At 42.5% G+C, this 21,814-nt stretch carries 17 protein-coding genes and 1 pseudogene; 8 read left to right on the top strand and 10 right to left on the bottom strand.

The genetic code is table 11. From position 1 onward, the window contains the following. The 3 genes from DP116_RS13040 to DP116_RS13030 form a co-directional block, all read right to left on the bottom strand. The coding region (locus DP116_RS13040; RefSeq protein ID WP_246275611.1) for a thioesterase II family protein at positions 1-250 on the bottom strand (250 nt) is incomplete at its 3' end. Between the two features lie 93 nt (positions 251-343). Further along, entirely contained in the window at positions 344-637 is a 294-nt protein-coding gene (locus DP116_RS13035; RefSeq protein WP_169155596.1) for a hypothetical protein, read from the bottom strand. A 9-nt stretch (positions 638-646) separates the two neighbouring features. Continuing rightward, positions 647-802: a hypothetical protein gene (locus DP116_RS13030; RefSeq protein ID WP_169155595.1), complete on the bottom strand. Its 156-nt coding sequence runs from the start codon at positions 800-802 to the stop codon at positions 647-649. A gap of 197 nt (positions 803-999) precedes the next feature. Here DP116_RS13030 and DP116_RS13025 point away from each other — a divergent pair, with 197 nt between their 5' ends. Next, positions 1,000-1,431 (top strand): hypothetical protein, encoded by a 432-nt coding sequence (locus DP116_RS13025; RefSeq protein WP_169155594.1) that lies wholly within the window; start codon positions 1,000-1,002, stop codon positions 1,429-1,431. 64 nt (positions 1,432-1,495) lie between these two features. Then, positions 1,496-2,077 (top strand): globin family protein, encoded by a 582-nt coding sequence (locus DP116_RS13020; RefSeq protein WP_169155593.1) that lies wholly within the window; start codon positions 1,496-1,498, stop codon positions 2,075-2,077. A gap of 390 nt (positions 2,078-2,467) precedes the next feature. Here DP116_RS13020 and glgB read toward each other — a convergent pair whose 3' ends face one another. The 3 genes from glgB to DP116_RS13005 form a co-directional block, all read right to left on the bottom strand. Beyond that, a complete protein-coding gene (glgB, locus tag DP116_RS13015; RefSeq protein ID WP_169155598.1) occupies positions 2,468-4,756 on the bottom strand; it encodes a 1,4-alpha-glucan branching enzyme in 2,289 nt (762 codons plus the stop codon). Positions 4,757-5,002: 246 nt separating this feature from the next. Continuing rightward, entirely contained in the window at positions 5,003-5,320 is a 318-nt protein-coding gene (locus DP116_RS13010) for a hypothetical protein (protein ID WP_169155592.1), read from the bottom strand. Between the two features lie 647 nt (positions 5,321-5,967). Further along, complete coding sequence (locus DP116_RS13005) at positions 5,968-6,240, bottom strand: hypothetical protein (protein WP_169155591.1); 273 nt, start codon at positions 6,238-6,240, stop codon at positions 5,968-5,970. A 485-nt stretch (positions 6,241-6,725) separates the two neighbouring features. On the opposite strand from DP116_RS13005, the gene DP116_RS13000 reads away from it, so the two are divergent. The 4 genes from DP116_RS13000 (at position 6,726) to DP116_RS12985 (ending at position 11,981) form a co-directional block, all read left to right on the top strand. After that, a complete protein-coding gene (locus DP116_RS13000; RefSeq protein ID WP_169155590.1) occupies positions 6,726-7,421 on the top strand; it encodes a hypothetical protein in 696 nt (231 codons plus the stop codon). Positions 7,422-7,493: 72 nt separating this feature from the next. Continuing rightward, positions 7,494-9,338: a peptidoglycan D,D-transpeptidase FtsI family protein gene (locus DP116_RS12995; protein ID WP_169155589.1), complete on the top strand. Its 1,845-nt coding sequence runs from the start codon at positions 7,494-7,496 to the stop codon at positions 9,336-9,338. Between the two features lie 296 nt (positions 9,339-9,634). Beyond that, entirely contained in the window at positions 9,635-10,750 is a 1,116-nt protein-coding gene (locus tag DP116_RS12990; protein ID WP_169155588.1) for an iron-containing redox enzyme family protein, read from the top strand. Between the two features lie 535 nt (positions 10,751-11,285). Then, the gene (locus tag DP116_RS12985; protein ID WP_169155587.1) at positions 11,286-11,981 is read left to right on the top strand and encodes a class I SAM-dependent methyltransferase; all 696 of its coding nucleotides are present in this window, start codon (positions 11,286-11,288) and stop codon (positions 11,979-11,981) included. 115 nt (positions 11,982-12,096) lie between these two features. On the opposite strand, the gene DP116_RS12980 is transcribed toward DP116_RS12985, so the two are convergent. Further along, complete coding sequence (locus DP116_RS12980; protein ID WP_211173245.1) at positions 12,097-12,834, bottom strand: class I SAM-dependent methyltransferase; 738 nt, start codon at positions 12,832-12,834, stop codon at positions 12,097-12,099. A gap of 580 nt (positions 12,835-13,414) precedes the next feature. Here DP116_RS12980 and DP116_RS12975 point away from each other — a divergent pair. Next, the gene (locus DP116_RS12975) at positions 13,415-15,115 is read left to right on the top strand and encodes a tetratricopeptide repeat protein (protein ID WP_169155585.1); all 1,701 of its coding nucleotides are present in this window, start codon (positions 13,415-13,417) and stop codon (positions 15,113-15,115) included. Between the two features lie 75 nt (positions 15,116-15,190). Here DP116_RS12975 and DP116_RS12970 read toward each other — a convergent pair whose 3' ends face one another. From DP116_RS12970 to DP116_RS12960, 3 genes are all read right to left on the bottom strand, one after another. Continuing rightward, positions 15,191-17,386, bottom strand: a complete 2,196-nt coding sequence (locus tag DP116_RS12970; protein WP_169155597.1) for a PAS domain-containing sensor histidine kinase — start codon at positions 17,384-17,386, stop codon at positions 15,191-15,193. 284 nt (positions 17,387-17,670) lie between these two features. Further along, a complete protein-coding gene (locus DP116_RS12965; protein ID WP_169155584.1) occupies positions 17,671-20,694 on the bottom strand; it encodes a PAS domain S-box protein in 3,024 nt (1,007 codons plus the stop codon). A 555-nt stretch (positions 20,695-21,249) separates the two neighbouring features. Next, a complete protein-coding gene (locus DP116_RS12960; RefSeq protein ID WP_169155583.1) occupies positions 21,250-21,387 on the bottom strand; it encodes a hypothetical protein in 138 nt (45 codons plus the stop codon). A gap of 87 nt (positions 21,388-21,474) precedes the next feature. Here DP116_RS12960 and DP116_RS12955 point away from each other — a divergent pair. Then, positions 21,475-21,777 (top strand): annotated as a pseudogene (locus tag DP116_RS12955) (alanine--glyoxylate aminotransferase family protein); the annotation flags it as partial. Positions 21,778-21,814 lie beyond the last annotated feature (37 nt).

The following is a 21,814-nucleotide window of genomic DNA, read 5'->3' as shown; positions in this document are numbered from 1 at the left end:
GGCTTGGCAAGAGGGCTTTTTCTAGCGCCTGAATTAAGGGTTCAAACTGAGTAAACAAAGCCTCCTTCATCCGCGTTCCACGTCCAGGTAGTTCAATCAGACAAACTTCCACAGAAGATGGTAAATAATTTAACCAGGGGCGAAAGCTTAAAGCTCCACCCCCAGCATGATGGAAGCAAAATAGCCGTAGTTTGGCTTGAGGATTTGGCTTGGGACAAATTACCCAGGAGTTAAAGCTTGAGGTTTTCATCGGCGTTTTGCTCAACTAATTCAAAGCCAAATCGGCACAACCGATTTTTGTGTGCTACGTACAGCGATTTCACTTCCCCTTGAATGGGTGTGGTCATAAGTAGTTGGTTGAGACCGACGCGGTGACGCGGGGAGTGGGAGAAGCGGTACTTTCACCTATGTCCACCAACTGGTTTTGACCACACCCCCCTTGAATCGCCCACTGGATATTTTCTAAATTATCGTATCCCAACGACAAGTTATTGTGATGTAACAACAGCTTGTTGTGATCTAACGACAAGTTATTGTGATGTAACAACGGCTTGTTGTGATCTAACGACAAGTTATTGTGATGTAACAACAGCTTGTTGTGATCTAATGACAACTTGTGCATTCCTAACCACAGCATATTGTGATCTCACGACAACTTCTTGTGGAACTGCGATCGCTCATTCTCATTCTGACCCCCATTGTCTGCAATTGGCTTTGCCACTGCCCCTTGGGCAATCGCTGCAATGCTAACCCTCATGACTGACTCACCAACTGATTTTGCTCCCAACGGAACCAAGGACATGGCTTTTCACCTGTTGCATAGCCATTGCGGACTCTTTTATGTTACTTGATTGCAGGGATGGAGTGCGATCGCAGTGGGTATTTGTCTGCTAGCGGTTTTGATAGAGCCTTACCTGAATAAGTTTTAAGCACTCTGTTGACATTACCCTTAGTGTATTGTAATAGTATACATAGTATTTTTACTGTGGTGCTTACCAAATGAATGTGGTATTTCTTGCTCAACTTGCTGTGAACTTTTTTCTGGGAAAAGCTTTAGAGGGTGCGCTTCAAAGCATTGGTAGTGATGCCTATAAAGCTAGTATTGAACGCTTGCGAGGTTTCTTCCAATGGAAATTTGCTGGTAAACCTGAACTCACTCAAGCTATTGAGAACCCCAAAGCCCTTGAGGCACTGGTTGAAAAGAAAGCTACAGAAGAGGAAGATTTCAGAAAAGAACTAGAGAAACTGGTTGCCGAACTCCAGGAAGCGATAAAAAATACCTCCGCCTCTGGCACTAACTATAATAATGTCGGCTCCATCACTGAACAGGACATAGAGTCTGTTTCTGGTGTCAATGCAGGTCACAACACTGTAACAGGTCATCAAACAAACGTAGGAGGTAATCAGACTAATCACAACTTTCGTACTTGATTTATCATCACTTCAGGTTCAAAACAAATTTCTTGAAGAACGAATTGAAAACCTTCAAGGATCTGTGGGTGACTTTGAGCAAAAATACAAAGATATTGCTACCTTTGTTAAAAAGTTTAAGGATATTATAAGAGAAGAGATAGAAAGCTTAGACTTAACAGAGGAACCTGTTAAATCCGTTCTTATTGAAAAATTACAGCAAGTATTCAAGTATGATTTTGCCCTAGAAGATATAGAAAATTCTTACAAAGCTTGCCAAGAAGCTTCTACATGGTTATCCAAGAATCGGAGTAAGTTAGTTATAAAGATCCAAAATCTCATTAGTCAAAGAAAGATTATTTCCAATAAACTGAATACTTCAGTGCTAGCACCACAGCGAATTGAACAATTCAGCAAAGATATTGAACTCTACCTGAAGTGGATTGGACATTACATGGCAATAGGTGATGCACCCACTCCACTGCCTAACGGGGTAATTAGCTTTGTCTTGCCTCCTGTAGCTTACTTAGAAGTCTTTAAGTTTATAAGAAATCAGATCATTTCTACCAAGAATGGTCTTTCTGAGGAAGCAGTTGTAGAAGCACAAGGTTACTTTGATAGATTTTTGATTGAACCCCTTTCGCAGTTCAACTTTTATGATTCATAGATAACTATTTAGTATTGTCTGTTTCGACTGCAATAGCTCTTTAATATTATGTATCTCTGCCAGAGATCCGTAAAACTATCAAGTAATTTCTGGTTAATATAACTTTTTTCTACATTTGATAGATTCTGACACGCTTTTTGTCTATCTTTATCTAGATCGTTTTCTATTTGTGCCAGGAGAGCTTCAAGCTTTTCTTTAGGTGTTTGGTAAGTCATAGGTGATGTTACAATTAAAACAATGAATAAGTACTATTCACTTATTCGTTTTTTATGTGGCATCACCAGGATTCATATTGTAAGATTTCCTTAAATCTCTACGTATAAAGTGTGAAAATATAATACGTAATAGATTTAACAAGTCAAGGGTGGGCAAACAGCCCACCCTCGTTACTTAAGATTCCATCACCTGTGCTGTCTTCTGCTTATCCAACTTGAGGATTAATACTCCCAAGGGTGGTAGACACAAATCCAGCGAGTATGGATGATTGTGCAATGACCAATTGTCCGTCCACTTACCGCCTAAGTTGCCCATATTGCTACCGCCATACTGACGAGCATCGCTGTTGAACAACTCAGTATAAAATCCTAGTTCTGGAACACCGATACGATAGTGGGAATGGGGTTGGGGTGTAAAGTTGCAAACCACAACAACGAAATCATCAGAATCCTTGTCGTGACGGATAAAAGAAACCACGCTGTGGCGGTTATCGCTACAGTCAATCCACTCAAACCCTTCCCGTGCAAAATCTTGGGTGTACAAAGCTGGTTCGGATCGGTAAAGATGGTTCAGCTGTTTGAAAAACTCTTTTAGCTGTTGGTGCGGCTCATACTGGAATAGATGCCATTCCAAGTCACTCCACACATTCCACTCACTCCACTGCCCAAACTCCATGCCCATAAACATGGTTTTCTTACCTGGGTGAGTGAACATATAGGCAAACAAACAACGCACATTAGCGAACTTCTGCCATCTATCCCCAGGCATTTTGCCGATAATATTGCTCTTACCATGCACCACTTCATCGTGGGACAGTGCCAGCATGTAGTTCTCGCTGTGGTGATACCACATACTAAAAGTGATGTTGTTTTGGTGGAACTGACGGAACCAGGGATCCATGCTGAAGTAGTCCAGCATATCGTGCATCCAACCCATATTCCACTTTAAGTTAAAGCCCAAGCCTCCGGTGTAGGTAGGCCAAGATACCATTGGCCATGCAGTCGATTCTTCGGCAATTGAAACAACCCCGGGGAAATAGCTGAAAATGGTATGATTTACCTGACGCAGGAAATCTGCTGCTTCCAGGTTTTCTCTGCCGCCGTATTGGTTGGGAAGCCATTCCCCATTTTCGCGGCAATAGTCGAGATAAAGCATTGAAGCGACAGCATCAACGCGAATACCATCAATATGGAATTTGTCAAACCAAAAGAGGGCATTTGCTACCAAAAAATTTCGGACTTCGTTACGGGAGTAGTTGAACACGAGAGTACCCCATTCCTTATGTTCGCCTTTGCGGGGGTCAGCGTGTTCGTAAAGGTGAGTACCATCAAAGAATGCTAAACCATGACCATCTTTGGGGAAGTGACCGGGAACCCAATCTACAATCACCCCAATACCATTTTTGTGGCATTGGTCAACGAAGTACATAAAGTCTTCTGGTCTACCAAAACGGGAGGTGGGAGCGTAATATCCAGTGACTTGATAACCCCAAGAACCATCAAAGGGATGCTCAGCAACAGGCAGCACTTCAATGTGGGTGTATCCTAAATCTTTGACGTAGGGAATAAGCCGTTGTGCTAGTTCCCGATATGTGAGGAAGCGTGCGCCTGGATTGAGTTCTGAAACAGTAACGACAGGTTCGGTTTCACCGTTAGGCAGTAGTGGTGGTTCTGCACTAGAGCCATGTAACCAAGAGCCTAAATGTAGTTCGTAAACTGAAAGGGGTTCGGTGAGGGGATCGGAGTGACGCCGTTTTTCCAGCCACTCTTCATCACTCCAGGTATAAGCATCTAAATCGGTGACAATGGATGCAGTTTTGGGGCGGGGTTCTTGTTGAAAACCGTAAGGATCAGATTTTTCGTAAATGTGTCCTTCAATGTTTTTAATTTCGTATTTGTAACCCTCTCCTACGCTGATCGCGGGAATAAACAATTCCCAAATCCCTGTCTGACCTTTACGCATCTGGTGTTTGCGACCGTCCCAAAGATTGAAATCTCCTAGAACTGACACATTACGGGCATTGGGTGCCCAAACAGCAAAGTAAACGCCTTTTACACCGTTGATTTCTGTGGGATGCGCTCCCAGTTTTTCGTAAATCCGATGATGGTTACCTTCGCTAAATAAGTGCAAATCAAATTCCGTCAGACGGGGAGAACGGAAAGCGTAAGGATCATAAATGACTCGCTCGTGTTCCCCTTCTTTTATCCGTAACTGGTAGTTCGCCAGTTCTGTTGTTTCTATGGTGCATTCAAAAAAGTGGGGATGATGCACCGCTTCCATTGAATATTCCTTGCGTTCTTCAGGAAGGATAACCCACGCCTGATTCGCATTTGGTAGGTAGGCTCGCACAGCCCAGATGCTTTTACCATTCTGTTCTATGGGGTGGGCACCTAGTACTTCAAACGGATCTTGATGTTGATTCCAAACGATGTTGTTAACCTGTTCTGGGGCTATCGTGGTCATAGACATGGAGCTACCTACGTTCGTTGAATAAAGTGAGTAAGTAAATTCGCTTTGTAAAACATCTATATATATTCTTTACATTTATTTGCAATTTTTGTTGTGATAGTGATCCTACCTTGGAAAGAGTACCTTTGGAGAGAACCTTTGGAGGAATGTGCTTCATCGGTTGTAGAGTACCGAGTGTGGGATGATGCGCACTTCATCATTTGATTCCCATACCCTTCGGCTCCGCTCAGGGTAAACCCTTCAAATATCTAAAAATGGGAAAAGCTGAAGCAATGTCTTACGCAGTCGTATCAGAAAAACTTGATCCTGAATTCGCGGAGCAAGTTTTGGTGGGGGAGCTTTTTGTAACTGGACTTGCAATTGGGCGTATTCCCCAGCAGTCAGGGGTTTACCATCAACAGGCGATCGCGCTGTTGTGATAATCTCCGTCCGCAATATTTCTTCAGGTAAATCTTGTTCTGGCGGTAATGCCATGACCAATGCCCCCTGTGAAGTGTTTAACTCTACCAATATGCTAGTACAGACAATGAAAAGCACAAACTTTATCACTCTTCTCATTTTCTCTCTACTCCAAGTCAAAAGCTTGCGGTGTCACGCCTAAAAGTTGTGTACAGTCAACAGGCAGGATGCTTGCCAAAACAGGGTTTTTTCTTTTTGTAAGCGCAGAGGGTACAACAGGCATATTTTTATGCTGTGAATTTTGAACTGTTCTTAATCCCCTACTTTCTATATTTTTATCTTTCCAGGGGCTTACCTGCCAAAAAACCCGGTTTCATAGAGAAACCGGGTTTGTTGGGGAAGTTGTTGTCAAAGTCTGACAAGTTCAGGTGCTAATACCTGGGCACTTTTTCAGATGAGGTAGGTCAATACAAATTGTGAGCAGTGCGCCCTTGGGGAGCCACCCCCAAGGGACGGGTTCCCCGGCTTGGGGAGAGTGGCGTGGTTCTCCCCCTTGTTCGCGTAGCGTCTTTGGAGGAGATAGCGACTGCGTATCACCTTTGCAGACGCTCCGCTTTAGCCCAGAGGGCGTGCGCTTTGCGCATACGGCAAAGCCGTGCTGCAGGCATACCTGTAAGGCTCAGTGAGCGTGACTAACTCAATGCACTCTCAAAACACAGCCTTCCACATCTATAAATTTGAGAGCATCAACTCAAGCAATGTAGTGAGGTGCACTACAACAAAGTGTTTTAGCTGTTTTGAGACTGTTATTTAGGACTCTTGGTTGGCGTAGCAGGAGTGGTAGCAGAAGTGGGAGGGGTAGCTGTAGTGCCACCAGCTGCGGGAGGGGTAGTCGCTGTACCACCAGCGGCGGGAGGGGTAGCACCGGTGTCTGCTGGTTCAGCAGGCGTAGTAGCAGCACCTCCAGCACCTCCAGCACCTCCAGCACCGCCTTCGGGTGCTCCACCGCCCCCGTCACAAGCTCCGAGAACTGTCGCCAGACCTAGAATTAATGCAAAACTAAAGATTTTAACTTTCATAACTCCTCTTTCACCAATTGCGGCAAGAACTATTTTAGTCTGTTGATTAAGATACCCTATTTATTGCTTTTTTTTAAGTGACTTGATATCACAGATTTCAGCAAAATTCCTGACTTTATTGTAGGGTAACTTAATTGTTTAGGGTAGCATTACCAAATTAAGTCACGGAGCTCGATATCATACCAAAAATTACGATTTTATTCGCATACTCTTGCTTAGAGTGACAATAGGTTGTCATACTTTTAAATACGATACCTGAACACTCAAGATATTCAGGGTTAATTCCAAAATTACCAAGAAATCTAAATTTCTCTAAGAAACCATGTTTCTTAGGGATACAAAGATTAGTGCGCCTACCTATCACAATATATTGACTGAGTTAGTGGTGTTATTTGTGGTTATTGTCCGATCGGCAATAATAACAAGAGTAAAAACAGACAATGTTCATAGAGTAAAGTACCATAATCCAAAAATTCTAAACAATTATGGCTGTTGCACGTAAATCAGATGTTTATGCAACGAGCAGTAGGCTCCCGACAGAAGTGAAAAGTCGCAGAAAACGTCGCTCTGCTCAACAAAAAAAAGCGTCCACCAAACCAGAAAAAGCCCCAGAGACAAAGCAGTTAAAAACTTCAAAAGTCGATCTGCCTGCTGTGCTTACACCAGTATCGACCAAAAAACAAAGGGCTTCGTCAAAAAAATCGTCACTCTCTCCACAGGAACTCACAAGGGAAGCTTCTAGCGCCAAGAAACAGACAACAACATCAGTGTCATCAGGCAAACAAAAAGCGTCAACTGTGCCTGTAATGCCATCTCCTGAGTCCGTACCTTCCTGGCTGCTGCGCCTGTATACTTTACATCGTCATTCCTCAATTATGGCGTTTGCACTGGTCGCTGTAACATTAGTGGTTTATGGTTGGACTGTGTATTCTCAACAACTCTGGAGTCAAGCATACCGTAAAATGCAAAACTTGCAACGCCATGAGCGCCAATTGATGACGACGAACGAGGTACTAAAAAACAAAATGGCACAAGAAGCAGAACGTCCACCTGCCAACCTCGTATCGCCATCTCCCGATAAAATGATTTTTTGGACTCCAGCACCTGTTGAGCCTAACTCATTACCCACAACGCCAAATTCAGAAAGACAACAGCAAACCCCGAATCCAGTGGGGTATTAGTTATTTGTCATTAGTCATTAGTCATTAACACTTAGACAAAAGACAAAAGACAAACGACAAAGGACTATTTTCATGCAAAAATCATCAAGCAGAACAAAATTAAAGAACTTTAACTTTCCGAAACCATCATTCAAGAAGCGACAGCAGAAGGGTTCGAGACGAGAGTCGAATAGCAAACTTCCTGATTCCACGCAAGAGCAACCACCCAACATGAAAGTTAGACTTTTCATTGTTTGGAGCTTTCTCATTGCGGCTGGAGTCGGCTTGGGTGTTAATTTGTACAACCTACAAATCATACGGGGATCAAAGCTAACAGAAAAGGCGCGAAACCAGCAAATGGTGAATTTGCGACCTTTTATACCCCGTCGCCCAGTGGTGGATCGCAATAAAGATTTGCTGGCAATTGACCGTCCCGTATATACTTTGTATGCTCATCCCAAACTTTTTGAAAAGTCTAACCACGAGATGGCAGAACTGCTTTCGCCAATAATGGATCAAGATGCTGCTGAGTTAGAAAAAAAGTTTGACAGTAAAAAAAGCGGTATTACACTTGCTACTGCTTTAAGCGAAGAAATTGCAGATCGTATTGCTTCACTACATCTGAATGGTCTAGAGTCAATTCAAAAATACTCCCGATTATACCCGCAGCAGGATTTAGTTGCAGAAGTGGTAGGTTATGTTAACCTTGACCGTCGTGGTCAGGCTGGTGTGGAATACAGCCAAGAGAAGTTGCTGGAACGTTCTATGCACATGGTACGGCTCAGCAGAACAGGTAACGGATCCCTCATGCCAGATTATGCTCCAGACGGTTTATTTAATTCTGATGATTTGCGACTGCAACTCACTATAGACAGCCGTCTGCAAAGAGTTGCCCGCTTTGCTCTTAAAGCACAAATGCAAAAGTACCGAGCAAAGCGAGGGGCAGTTATTGTTATGGATGCGTGGGATGGTTCGCTACTGGCTTTGGTTTCTCAGCCCACCTATAATCCAAACGAATACTCTAAAGCCGATATCTCTTTATTTAAAAACTGGACGGTAGCAGACCTATATGAACCAGGTTCAACTTTCAAACCTTTGAATGTGGCTATTGGTATGGAAGCTGGCATTATTAGACCTGAAGATGTGTTTAATGATCCTGGTCAGATTCAAGTCGCTGACAGAACAATCAGGAATGCCGAAAACAAACGTTACGGGCGGATAAACATAGCTCAAATTCTCCAACACTCCAGTAATATAGGCATGGTGAAAATTATCCAAAAATTAAAGCCCTCAGTCTACTACGGTTGGTTGGAACGTTTGGGTTTAGGGCAAAGCGTTGATACGGATTTACCCTTCACTGTTAACAGTCAGCTCAAAAGCCAGCAAGAATTTCTTGCTACACCAGTTGAACCAGCAACGACCTCTTTTGGTCAAGGTTTTTCGTTGACACCGTTACAGCTGGTGCAAATGCATGGAGCTTTAGCGAATGGAGGTAAACTGGTCACACCTCACGTAGTCCAGGGATTGATAGATACCAAAGGGCAAATGCACTACTCACCCAACCGAGCTGCACCGCGTCAAATCTTCTCATATGTGACTGCCCGAAAAGTTGTAGAGATGATGGAAACTGTCGTCGATGATGGATCAGGAAAAGCATCACAAATTCCTGGGTATCGCATCGCAGGCAAAACTGGCACAGCCGAAAAAGCTAGTCGCGCTGGTGGCTACATCATCGGAGCTAAAATCACCAGCTTTGTGGGTATTTTACCTGTAGAATCTCCCCGCTATGTTGTGTTGGCATTGATTGATGACCCTAGAGGTAAAAATGCTTATGGTAGTACCGTAGCTGCACCCGTTGCTAAGTCAGTCATGGAAGCACTGATTACTATTGAACAAATTCCACCAAGTAAACCAATGACTCAAATACCTGCCAATTGAGTACCTACCAATCCGCGTTCAGGAAAAGCGGAGTCAGCCTTTGTGCCAAGAGTTGTCCCTTGCTCCGGTGTCCTCCGCCCTTGCGGACTGGCGTGACAAGCAGACAAATCAATTCAAAATTCAAAATTTTCAATCTCCCCATCTCCTCATCTTTGTATGCCTGTATACTAAATTTTGGCTCAAGAACTTAATTTTTCTTTATCACTTGCGGGAGAGGTACTTAAATTGACTTAATGGAAATCTAGATAGTACAAGCTGAAATAATTTCATGCCAGCCTTTACTAACCAAATGTTCCATGCAAAGCAATTTAGTGATGTCTCCTCTCGCCGAGGTTGAAGCAAAGAGTACACAAATAGAAGAAAAAATAAGTATAGATTACGAGCTTGCTGAGCAGCAATTTATAGAACTGCTAGCAACAGAAAATTTAGACAAAAAACTAGATGCAGATCCCTCACAGAAGAATGAGTTTGAACACACACTCGCTGTAGCAATTTCTGCTGCTTATCAAAATGGTGCTAGTGATGACGCAGCTCATCGTTTTCTCCAGCGTATTCTTTATCGCATTAATCGATTAAATCTGTTTTGGTACGATGATCTACGCCACTACGTAAACGAGCGTTCTCCTTACTTGTATAAGGTGCGTGACCAAATTGAGACAGCTTGGCAAGAGTGGGAACTTGGACAAATCGATGTGGCTGCATTGCAACAATTAGATGTTAAGCAAGCCCTAATTGAGCGTGCTGCTTACGATTTAGAACCGCCTTTATCAGAAGACAGTCGCTACATCCAGGAGGAAATGAGCGAGGCTGGCTACCGTCACTTGCTGGCTATTGGGTCATTTGAAGGCTTAGTGGAAAGCAGTCACCTTCCCCGCATTTTGGGTGGCGCTGCTAATGCAGTACAGTGTACGCTGATGCGAGTCTTTCAGGAAGAGTACGGCAACGGTCGCTTACCTCGCAAGCATTCTACGTTTTTTGCTCAAATGCTAAACGAGTTTGGGATGAACACTCAACCAGAGGGATACTTCGATTTAATCCCTTGGGAACTTCTAGCTTGTTCTAATAATAGCTATCTGATAAGTGAACGCAAGCGCTATTTCCTACGTTACAACGGTGGGTTGACATATTTCGAGCTCTCGGTACCTGCGACTTTCAGAAGCTATGTTGCAGCAGCGCAGCGCTTGGGACTCTCTAACGCGGCTATGAGTTATTGGGAAGTGCACATCAGGGAGGACGAACGCCACGGACGCTGGATGTTGGATGATGTGGCTTTACCTTTAGCTCAAATGTACCCCAATGATGCGTGGGAATTGGTGCTGGGGTACGACCAGGAGAAGCTGATGGGCGATCGCGCAAGCAAAGCTGTTGTCCGATCAATACGTGAAGCCGAACAAGTCGCCTCATCTATGTAAGACATCTTATTGACACTCCTCGACTATCGCGGTGCGAGGATTCTTGCTAAGCCCTTCGGGCACGCTGCGCGAACATCCGTCCTCCCTAGGTATTCAAATGCAAGCATTCAAAATACCCCCGTTTGGATACGTCCACAAGCGTACACGGACTGCCCGACCGCGTTTGAAAAGATTTATTCAATTGCTTTTTACTCTTTCCTACAACAAGAGCACGAAGCTGAGCATTGTAGATGGGGAGCACCCAACTCTGCCTCACGAGAGTCTTTTAGACTATGGGCAATATTATTATCCCGTATTTTTAGATACGCTGTCAATCCTGGAAAAGCCGTCAAACGAAGGATGGGGCTTTAGACCCAGCTTTTCGGTAAGACATCTTAAAAGTTAGAAACTCATTGGTCTTTACCTAAGAGCAAACTATTTCTTTAGTCATCAATTGCTTGGCTTAGGAACAGTTTGTGCTTGCCTTTTTACCAATACCTCCTAGGGTGAGCACTGTCCATCATAACAATTGTAATCTACAGATAGTGAGAGTCAAATGAAAGACATCTTTTCTTGCCCAGAAGAATCTAATTTCTATTCCAACTGCTTGGAAAACTTGGTTTTTAGAAATTGTAAAAAATCTGAATGTGTTGTTGAATTTGGCTCAGGAGATGGCAGTCCTGTTATTAATTCACTCTTGAGAAACAGGTTTGATGGTGTGATACATGGATTTGAATTAAATCCTTCTGCTTGGAAAGCTGCTAATTCAACGATAGATGAATATAGTCTTGGTCAGAAATACATCATCTCTAATTCCTGTTTGTTTGATTCTTCTCAACCAGAAGCAGAGTATCTAGTAGCTAATCCACCTTATCTCCCAGCACCAGATAATGATATTTATATGCCTTTGTTATTTGGTGGAGAAGATGGAGCAACAGTTACCAACGAACTTTTATCATTAGGTTATGACAATGTATTACTTTTAGTCTCTAGCTTTTCTAACCCAGAAAGTACAATTCATCACGCAAGAGCCAACGGTTATTTTGTAAAGAATTTTGTGGTTTTACCTTTGCAGTTTGGCTACTATAGCTCTGAGCCAAAAGTGAAAAAACACATAGAGAAATTACGAAAAAACAAAATGGCATTCTATTCTGGCGATTATTACTTTTTGGCTGGTGTTTTATTTCAAAAGTCTCAAGAATCTAAGGTTGATTTATCTAATGAGTTAGCTCAAGTCATGACAAGTTTGTAAAAGAAGCGATTAACAATTCATCAACTAATTTTCGAGCTAACAATTAAACAAAAACTTCTTGAAGTGTTTCTGTCCTGCTTCAAGAAGTTTTTTAACAAAAACTAAAGATTAGGATTTAACGTTCCGAGGGTATTGCAAGAAATGTCCAAGTTGCCATATATGTACCGGCGTACTTATTGGAATAATCAGCATTGCTATCTGGAACAAACCAGTCAGGTGTCGTTTTCTGCTGTCGAATCTTTTTATCCAAGCCAATTAGCAGAGAAATATTCCCGTAAACAATTTTTGCCTTGGCAGTTTCCAGCATTTCTTCTACTGAATTTTGTAGCCATTCTGCTCGGGCATACAGATTATGAGATGGATGATCGCCATAGGCAAAAGGTACAATGATGACTAGATATCCTTTCTCAGTTAGTAATTTATCCAAACAAAATTGAATGAGTTCTTGATCGTCCTTTTTCTCTAGGGTTTCCTTGTCAGTGGTATGAAATAGGAGTCCGCATAAAACCACTGCATCAAATCTTTTATTCTCCGCAACAAGTTGAGGTAGTGCTACTGATAAATCTTTAGCAACGAAGTTCCTGTTGGGGTAGACCTTTAAACAGTATTCAATAGCCAATTCACTGTGATCGACTCCGAAGTAGTCACAGCGCTCAGGTAAATATTTACACAGAGCACCATTACCACATCCTAGATCCAATAATGAAAATGATTGTTGCTCAAAAGCGTCATCCAGAAAAGAAACTGCCGGTTTATATCGAGGGGCATTTTCCGGTGACTCAAAGTAGGAATAATAGTCATCTTGAAAACGTTCTTCTTCAGACGTATTGCGTTCTGGTGGATGCTCTACCATAAGTACTATCATTGATAACTATAATTTTTTTAAAACATTCATCCAAGAATTTCATCAGCCTTCATAGTCATCTCATTTATACTTAATACGGTAGATACCAAAATTGCCCGATAGGTTTACTAGCTAAATACTAAAATCCTTTGGATGAATCGGCGTAGCGGGGGAGAATGTTAAGTTAATAAGGGTGTAAGTGTCGTTATTGTTTAGATACCTAGCCTTCTGTTCTCATTGAGCATGAAACAAAAAGGTGATTTCCACTAGAAAATCTATCTAAAAGTAGATGTCAAATAAAATACTTGTCTTGTTATTGTATATAAAAACACATTTAATGTTAGATACTAAATTTGAAATGAGTCATCATTTGGATCTGGTTTTTAACAGGATACGACTGTAACCGCTTTTGCCGCAAGTAATAAGCCAGTTCAAAGGGCTTTTTCACTCGCCTTACACAAGTGCATTGAGTGTCTTGAAGTCGTTAGGAAGCACCACACAATTTAGAGAAAACGACCTGTTGTTGAGAAGATACATTTCAATATTGTTTACTCTACAAAAACCAACCTTTGAAGGTCTATCAAAAAAGATGAATTTACAACCCCCACTGCCTAACAATGAATTGGATAGACTCAATGCCTTGCGTCAGTATCAAATTCTTGACACTCCTTCGGAAAAAGTCTTCGACGATTTAACCTTCCTAGCTGCACAAATTTGTCATACCCCAATTGCGCTTATTAGCCTTATTGATGGAAATCGCCAGTGGTTTAAATCGAAGGTGGGTTTAACTGTACCTGAAACAAGTCGGGATCTTGCATTCTGTGCTTACACCATTTTGCAGCAAAAACCATTAATCGTCAGAAATGCGTTGGCAGACTCTAGGTTTGCAACAAACGCTTTGGTACTCGGTGATCCCAACATTCGTTTTTACGCTGCTGCACCCTTAATTACACCTGAGGGATTTGGAATTGGATCGCTATGCGTGATTGATATTATGCCTCGGGATTTGACTCTCGAACAGGTGGAAGCACTACGGATCTTGAGTAGTCAGGTGATGGCACAATTTGAGTTGCGGCGTCATGCGATAACTTTATCACGTACTATTATTCAACAACAGCAAACAGCAGAACAGCTTCGTCAGCAACACGATTTTATTGAAGTCTTCTACCGCCGAGGAGAAGAAAAGGCTCGCAAAGGAGACTACGAAGGAGCCATTGTAGACTTTAACGAGTTCTTGAGGCTCAATCCCAACGGCTTTAAGGCTTATTATAACCGAGGGCTTGCCCGTCAAAAGTTAGGAGATTACGAAGGTGCAATCATAGATTTTGATAAGTACCTGCGATTTAATCCTAACGACGTTGAAGCCCGCCAAAATCGAGGGTTGCTCCGCTTTGAACTAGGAGATTACAAAGGAGCAATTGCAGATTACAGTAGTGCCATGAACCCTCATTCTGACAATTCGATTCCCGGTGATATGGGGTTTACTTACTCTGAAGTTGAGAACAAAGAAGCAGTTGTAGAACACACCCATTATTTGGAACTCCATTCCAGTGATATAGATATCGACACTGATATCAATATCACCCAGACTCACACTCGCTCTGTGTTGGAAAATAACACTAACACATTTGACGATAGCATCCAGTTTCTGCCATTTCATTCTGACGATGGCGAAGTTTACGTTACCTTAAGTAACACCCAATATCAGCCTGAAGAAAGCACTCAAGCTTTGCTACTAAGTTCTGATCAAGCCAAATTATATATTCAGCGGGGTCATGCTCGTTGTGAGTTGAATGATTATAGTGCCGCTATTGAGGATTATACACAATCCTTGAAGATGAATCCTCACGATCCACAAGCATATATCAGCCGGGGTAATGCTCGTTTTATACTCAAAGACTACACTGGTGCAATCGATGATTATACTCAGTGCTTGTGGATAAATCCTAATCATGCTAAGACTTACATTAGCCGAGGCAATGTTTATTGTGAGTTAGAAGATTACAGTGCCGCAATTAAAGATTACACTCGATGTCTAGAATTGAATTCCAACAATGCGGAAGCTTACATCAATCGAGCTAATGCTCGCTCCCGGCTAAAAGACTACCACGGTGCAATTGAAGATTACACTCATTTTTTACAGCTCAATCCTAACGATGCTAAAGCTTATATTAGTCGGGGTAACGCTCGCTCTAAACTAAAAGATTATAGCGGCGCAATTGAAGATTACAAAAGAGTTTGGTCAAAAGCTATTGAGCAACTACCTAAGCTTTCTAGCGAGGAGATCTGAAGGGAACAGGAAACGCTTAACAGGGAACAGGGAATAGAGAATAGAGAATAGAGAATAGGGAATAGGGAATTGGTATTACTTGAGATTATCCTCTAACGGCAAAGTAAACCAAAAAGTCGCACCTGCTCCCAAATCACTTTTCACGCCAATTTCCCCACCGTGTGCTGTAATAATTTGCCGACACAGATACAACCCCAATCCTAAACTTAAAGAATTGCGAACATTACTACCCCGAAAATAAAGATCAAATAGATGCTCACTCTGTTGCTGACTCATACCAACACCGTTATCAGAAACAGTGCAACACATCTTATCACCCTCAATCGTGGCATCAAGGGTAATACTTAATCCAGGGAGATTATGTTTAACAGCATTAACAATTAAGTTAGAATATACTCGCCACAGTTGTGTAGAATCAGCATTGACTGAGGGTAAATTTGCTGAAACTAAATTTGTTAGGAGAGCTTGATTTTCTTTCAACATTGGCTCTAAATCTGTAATAGCAGCTTCCACCACCGTGTGCAATTGTAGAGTTTGGCGTTGCAAAACAATACCTTGGACTTCGCTAACATGAGCTTCCATCAACGAGTTAATTAAGTTCAATTGGCGATCGCCACTTTGCACCATCCTCTCTAAAATCGACCGAGAAAGCAATATTTTTTCTTCTGGATGAGAAAGCAAGTTTTTTAAAACCATCAAAGTTCCCAGCACTGGGTTGCGTAAATCATGGGAAACTGCATGGAAAAAAACTCGTAATGCTTCCTCAGTGCGCTTGCGTTGGCTGATGTCCAAAATCACTCCCACCAAACCGCCAAGCGTTCCATCTGCTTTGCAAAAAGTTGCTTTATAAAATATGACATCATGCTTTGTGCCATCCTTATAAATAGCAGAGCTTTCATAAGTTTGAACTCCCCCTTGTTCTAATAGCTCTCTATCTGCTTGATGGTATTTATCAGCTAAATCTTTTGGTGCAATTTCATACACTGATTTACCCAGAATCTGCTTTTTGCTCAAACCCAAGTCTTCCTCAAAAGCCTTATTGCAGCCGACATATAGACCTTGAGGATTCTGATAAAACACAGGAGTTGGAATAGTATTAACTAAAACTTGTAAAAAATTTAATTGTTCCTGTAGCGCTTCTTCCACTTGCTTGCGCTTGGTAATATCTGAAATTACTCCTTCGTAGTAAAGAAGTTTTCCGCTTTGATTACGCACGGCGTATGCTTTTTCCGAAATCCAGACAATACTGCCGTCTTTGCGATATATTTGAGATTCAAATTCCGACACACTACCATGCTCTTCAATTAAGCGCATGAACTCTGTGCGACGATTGGGATCAACATACAGTTGATGTTCAATATCAGTCAAGTTTGCTATGACTTCTTCTGGAAAAGAATATCCATAAATACGTGCTAGCGCCGGATTTGCCGTAATGTAATGTCCATCTGGTGTACTTTGGAAAATCCCTTCGACTGCGTTTTCAAAAATGCTGCGATACTTTTCTTCAGTTGCTCCTAGTTTCTGATATGCTGTTTCTAGCTCTTTGCGGGCGAAAAATTCAGAACGTTGCAAACGGTCATACAAATAGACACCAAGATTACAGATAAAACAGAACCAAAACAGAGCTAAGCTCATCGTCACACTGTAAATTGGTCTATTACTATCGGGTGGCGGTAGCTTGAGTCCCAGTGCTGTATTCACGCCAAAATAGTATACCAGTACACCCAGTTGAGACACAAGATGCAAGGGAAAGCGTACCGGGATGAGGGTGGCTTGGCTGAGGAACATCACGAACCAAGCGAAAAAATCTGGTAGAGCGAAATTGTTGAGTGTTGCCCAAATTTGCTCGACAATAGTTATCGACCAGCCTAAGCCAAGAAAGACAAACGCTGGATGACGACGACCGAATTGAGTTCTATGGACAGCTAAACAGCTCAGTAAACTGAGCACGATCGCAGCATACAGGACAAAAAAAAGGCGTTTCACTTCCTTGGGAATTTCTGCCAACTCCTTGAGAGGAAAGAAGGCATCATAAATGTCTCGGAAGGTAAAAGTCAAGACTAAGATGATCGCAATCCACAACGCCAGATGTAATCTCTGCCATAAAAAGCGATCGCGCCAAGCTTCGTAATCAGATGCAATGGTATAACTAGGTAGAGAGCTGGTGAAGACAAAAACTTTTTTCAAACACTTTTGTACTGTTCTAAATACAGTCGCCCTTAACCTCTGACCAAATCTTCCCACAGCAAGGAAGGCTTTTGCCTTCTTCATTTTTGCCATCGCACCCTCTTATTGAACTTGGACTGCGGATGTTGTTTACAAATCAATCAGATATCACCCTCCGGGTATGCGCTGCGCGCACGCCTGACGGCTAACGCCAGTCGCCTGTTGTCGGGAAAACGCCAGGTGCTCTACTTGGGGAGACCCCAAGACCGCACTGGCTCCCCTCCCGCAGCGCTGGTCTCACCTCACCCTACCCTAACGGACACCCCTCTCCTTTCTAAGGAGAGGGGATAGGGGTGAGGTAATTGAGCTGTAACGCGCGTATTATCATCTTAAGTTGAGATTGCCAGAGGTAATGTGAAAGAAAAAGTTAAGCCGCGCTTCCGGTTGGAACTGACGCCAATTTCACCACCGTGTGCTTTAATAATTTGCCGACAAAGATACATTTTTAAGCCAATCCTTGTGGAACAAGGGGCTTGCGGGGCGCGCACGTACAAATCAAAGAGGCGATCGCACTCCAATTTACTCATACCCACACCGTCATCTTGAATCTGTAAGCGAATCCTTCCTGTCTCAACTATGGCTTTTAGGGTAAACTTGACTCCAGGTGGATTATGTTGCCAACTATAAGTCAATAAGTTGACGAAAACCTTTTGCAGCTGAGCTGGGTCGGCTATCACTGATGGTAAATCGTCTGGAACCAAATTTTTCACAGTTGATTTTTGCTGTGTCAGCATTGGCTCCAAATCTCTGATAATTCTACCAATCAATGAGTGAAAAGAAACTACCTCACGATGGAGGACAATTCCCTGTGCTTCGCTTGAGTGTAGTTCCAGCAGTGATTCAATCATTTCCAGTTGGCGATCGTTCCCTTGAATCATCCGCTCAATGATTGAGCCAGATACTGGGATAGAGAATGCAGTCACGGCGGAAGGTGGGGATATGCACAAAAAGTGCTTTTTGTCTAGAGACATTCCCCTCAACCGAGGGAACTTGAGTAGTCTGGTGTCGTTTCCAAGTCTTGGGATACTCCCCTCAATCTCGCTTAAGGGGTGTCCTCCCCGGAGTCCCTTATTTACTCCCCTCAAAGTCGTGGACTTTTGCACGGAGGTGTCCTCCTGTTGTCCTCTATTGAGTAAATTATTCAATACCATCAAATTACCCATCACTGAAGTCCGCAGTTCATGGGAAACGGTGTGCAAAACAACATCTTTGACGCTGTTTAATTCTTGAAGTTCCAGCATTTTCTGCTGTAGCTGTGCAGTACGCTCTTCTACAGTACGCTCCAAATTCGTGTTAAATTGCTCTAGTTGTTGATAAAGTTGTGCTTGCTGAATGGCGATCGCCACTTGTTCAGACATCTGCTGCAGCAAGTCAATTTCTATCGCACTCCAATGGCGTGGTTTGCTGCATTGGTTCGCAATCAACGCGCCAAACAATTCCTTACCTTGCATGATGGGTACAGCTAAGTTAGCTCTGATTTGGAATTGTTTGTACAGCCCTTTTAATTTCGCAGAAGCTGAAATTTTTGTGGTATCCTCAACTATACGGACTCGGTTGCTTTTCAGGATTGTTTTCAATTCTTCTATAAGAGTTTTATCCTCATTTTTCCAATTTAGGACTGATGAATATTTGGGATCTACTGATTCAGCAAAGACTCCCGAGTGGACATTCGTATCATTTAAAACAATAAAAACTCGATCCGCTGCTAAAAATTGCCGAACTTCGTTGACAGTCGTTTGTAGAATTTGGTCTAGATTCAGCGATTGACGAATTCGCGATAGTGTTTGAGTTAAGAGGCGATCGCGTTTTGAAGACAAGCGCAGTAATTCTTCCGCTTGCTTGCGTTCTGTAATATCATTAGTCACACAAAGCATACAAGGCTCTCCACCTAAAGTAATCACCTCGGCTGAGAACAGCATTACTCTGAGTTCACCAGACTTTGTGTAAAGTTCTATTTCTAAATTGCGAAGAAACCCTTGCTCTTGTAAGGTTTGTATGGTATTGTCAGGAAGATTGACCCACATGAAACTACTGCGGGTACGACCAATCACTTCTTCTCTACTTAAGCCAGTGATTTGCACAAAAGCGTCGTTAACCTCAAGGTAGCGTTCATCCTTAAGAGTCAGGATAGAAATTGGGTTAGGACTAGAACAAAAGGCTTTAGAAAACTTTTCCTCCGACTCGCGCAAGGCAAGTTCTGCTTTTTTGCGTTCGCTGATGTCGTGATTCACTGATAATAAGCAGGGAATGCCATCTAAATGAATGACTTCGGCTGAAAATAGTCCCGTCCGTATCTCACCAGACTTGCGGCGGAATTCAAATTCCATGTTGCGAACAACGCCGTGTTTTTGCAATTGTTGTAACACAGTGGTGCGATCGCTCCGATTCACCCAAATATGTAAATCAAAATCAGTACGATCAATAACTTCCTCTCGTTCATAGCCCGACTGTTTGACAAAACTATCATTAACTTCTATGTAGCGTCCTTCTGCAAGAGTGCTGATCGAGATCGGATTAGGACTACAATGAAAAACTGTCGCAAACTTTTGAGCCAAATTTCTCAAAGTAACTTCCGTTTGTTTGCGTTCTGTAATATCCCGTACAATTGCCACAACCTCATCTTGTCCGCTAACAACCAACCGCGCCTCATAATCTCTGATTCCCAAAGGCGTTGGCAATTGATATTCACACGTTTGTAACATTTTTGAATCCAAAGCCTTAGCAATAGCCTTTTGGCTTTTTAAGGCAATATCTGGAGGTAATAATTCCTGCAAAGTTTTCCCAACAATTTCATGTCTGGGAATAGTGACATTTGCTCCCTCACCTTTAAAGTCGAGATACTTGCCATCACGACTTATGCGAAACATTAAATCAGGGATAGCATCTAAAATCGCCTTATAGCGTGCTTCACTTTCTCGTAATTTTTCCTCCGCTAACTTGCGATCTGTAATATCTATCAAGAAACCATCCCAAATCATGTCTCCTGAAAGTTGTTGTTCTGCGCGAGAAGTACCTTGAATCCACTTGAGTTTACCACTAGGAGTGATAATGCGACCTTCCCATCGCCAAGGTTCTCCCGTAGCACAACAAGCAGCAATAGATTCTTCAAACGCTTTGATATCCTGAGGATGAGTCAGTTTGTTGAGTACTTGAAAGTCCGCCTGTAGCACTTGGGGTTCCAATTCAAACAGTTCTCTACACCCAGAACTGGCATATATAACAAACTGAGATCCATTCCGCCGCTTCAGGAATTGAAAAATCATCCCCGGCAAATTGGTAGCAATTTTTTCCAGCAGGGGTAAAGCTTGTTGTTGGGAATTTGGTGTATACAGCGCTTTCACGGTTTCATTCACACTCTGACCTTTTTCTCATGAAGTAATAAATGTATCACGCAAGACCATTATCGACTCTTTGGCAGTTTTTCCGGTATTTGGATAGCAACCAAACAAAACTTTAAAAAGTCGTTCTTCTTTCAGGTTATATTCCCCAGTTTAATTTCGCATTCACCCAATTGGATGAACCACTTGCACAAGAGTGATTTGGGCAACAATAAGTCAACTGAGTTTTGAGAATTTTTAACGTAATTTGAATGTGATGTCAAGTCAATAAATGAAATCTGCTATTAGGGAATAGGGAATAGGGAACGCTTAACAGGGAATAGGGAATAGGGAGCAGGGAGCAGGGAGCAGAACGACGATTGTACGTAACAAGGTATAAAAAATGCATTTAAAATCAGAAAAAATCGATAATGACAGTGCCGGGTGCGGAACGTGGGTTACGGAAAAGAAAAAAAGATGTATATCGAGCGGAAAGTGTACGAGAAATACGGCGTCCTTAATCATACGCCCCCTACTTGTGGTCTGGGAATCCCTTGCACTACAACAGGGGTATAAAGAAACCCTACCCCCTTAAACCCCTATTTGTTGAGCACCAATGCTAATTTTGTCAAAATAATAACTATTTAGGCGACTGACCTTGAAAGAGTCAGCAATGTTGGAAAGTGCTCCTGGGTGAGGAGTGCTAGGTTCAGTGTCCACTACAAGCATTGCTGACTCCTGAATTTTTTTTCAAAAATAATGCACAATAAAAATTTATCATATATGCATTAATTATCATTAACCATTAAAAAAATAATCATGCAAACACTCTCTATCGACAACAACGAGCGGTTACAACTTTCACCCCTGACGATACCATCCCGCCTACTGTTGGGACCTGGACCCTCAAATGCCCATCCCGCAGTTCTGGAAGCAATGAATACTCCGCCAGTTGGGCATCTTGATCCAGCTTTCCTCACATTGATGGATGAAATTCAGTCTTTGCTGCGCTATGTGTGGCAGACAAAAAACCAGTGGACGATCGCAATTAGTGGGACAGGATCAGCTGCAATGGAAGCGGCGATCGCCAACACAATAGAACCGTGCGATTCGTTACTAGCTGAATCACGGTAATCAGTCCGTACATAAGCTAGTC

This window comes from Brasilonema bromeliae SPC951, from assembly GCF_012912135.1.
Taxonomy (GTDB): domain Bacteria; phylum Cyanobacteriota; class Cyanobacteriia; order Cyanobacteriales; family Nostocaceae; genus Brasilonema; species Brasilonema bromeliae.
Note: the sequence above shows the minus strand (reverse complement) of the source record. Positions and strands in the feature narration are given on the sequence as shown.

Excerpts from the sequence above, each read along its gene's own strand:
- DP116_RS12970 (WP_169155597.1), bottom strand. The coding sequence starts at position 17,386 with ATGAAGAAGGCAAAAGCCTTCCTTGCTGTGGGAAGATTTGGTCAGAGG.
- DP116_RS12975 (WP_169155585.1), top strand. The coding sequence starts at position 13,415 with ATGAATTTACAACCCCCACTGCCTAACAATGAATTGGATAGACTCAAT.
- DP116_RS13010 (WP_169155592.1), bottom strand. The coding sequence starts at position 5,320 with ATGAGAAGAGTGATAAAGTTTGTGCTTTTCATTGTCTGTACTAGCATA.
- glgB (WP_169155598.1), bottom strand. The coding sequence starts at position 4,756 with ATGACCACGATAGCCCCAGAACAGGTTAACAACATCGTTTGGAATCAA.
- DP116_RS13035 (WP_169155596.1), bottom strand. The coding sequence starts at position 637 with ATGCTGTGGTTAGGAATGCACAAGTTGTCATTAGATCACAACAAGCTG.
- DP116_RS12985 (WP_169155587.1), top strand. The coding sequence starts at position 11,286 with ATGAAAGACATCTTTTCTTGCCCAGAAGAATCTAATTTCTATTCCAAC.
- DP116_RS13005 (WP_169155591.1), bottom strand. The coding sequence starts at position 6,240 with ATGAAAGTTAAAATCTTTAGTTTTGCATTAATTCTAGGTCTGGCGACA.
- DP116_RS13030 (WP_169155595.1), bottom strand. The coding sequence starts at position 802 with ATGTCCTTGGTTCCGTTGGGAGCAAAATCAGTTGGTGAGTCAGTCATG.
- DP116_RS13000 (WP_169155590.1), top strand. The coding sequence starts at position 6,726 with ATGGCTGTTGCACGTAAATCAGATGTTTATGCAACGAGCAGTAGGCTC.
- DP116_RS12980 (WP_211173245.1), bottom strand. The coding sequence starts at position 12,834 with ATGGTAGAGCATCCACCAGAACGCAATACGTCTGAAGAAGAACGTTTT.
- DP116_RS13025 (WP_169155594.1), top strand. The coding sequence starts at position 1,000 with ATGAATGTGGTATTTCTTGCTCAACTTGCTGTGAACTTTTTTCTGGGA.
- DP116_RS12995 (WP_169155589.1), top strand. The coding sequence starts at position 7,494 with ATGCAAAAATCATCAAGCAGAACAAAATTAAAGAACTTTAACTTTCCG.
- DP116_RS12990 (WP_169155588.1), top strand. The coding sequence starts at position 9,635 with ATGCAAAGCAATTTAGTGATGTCTCCTCTCGCCGAGGTTGAAGCAAAG.
- DP116_RS12960 (WP_169155583.1), bottom strand. The coding sequence starts at position 21,387 with ATGCTTGTAGTGGACACTGAACCTAGCACTCCTCACCCAGGAGCACTT.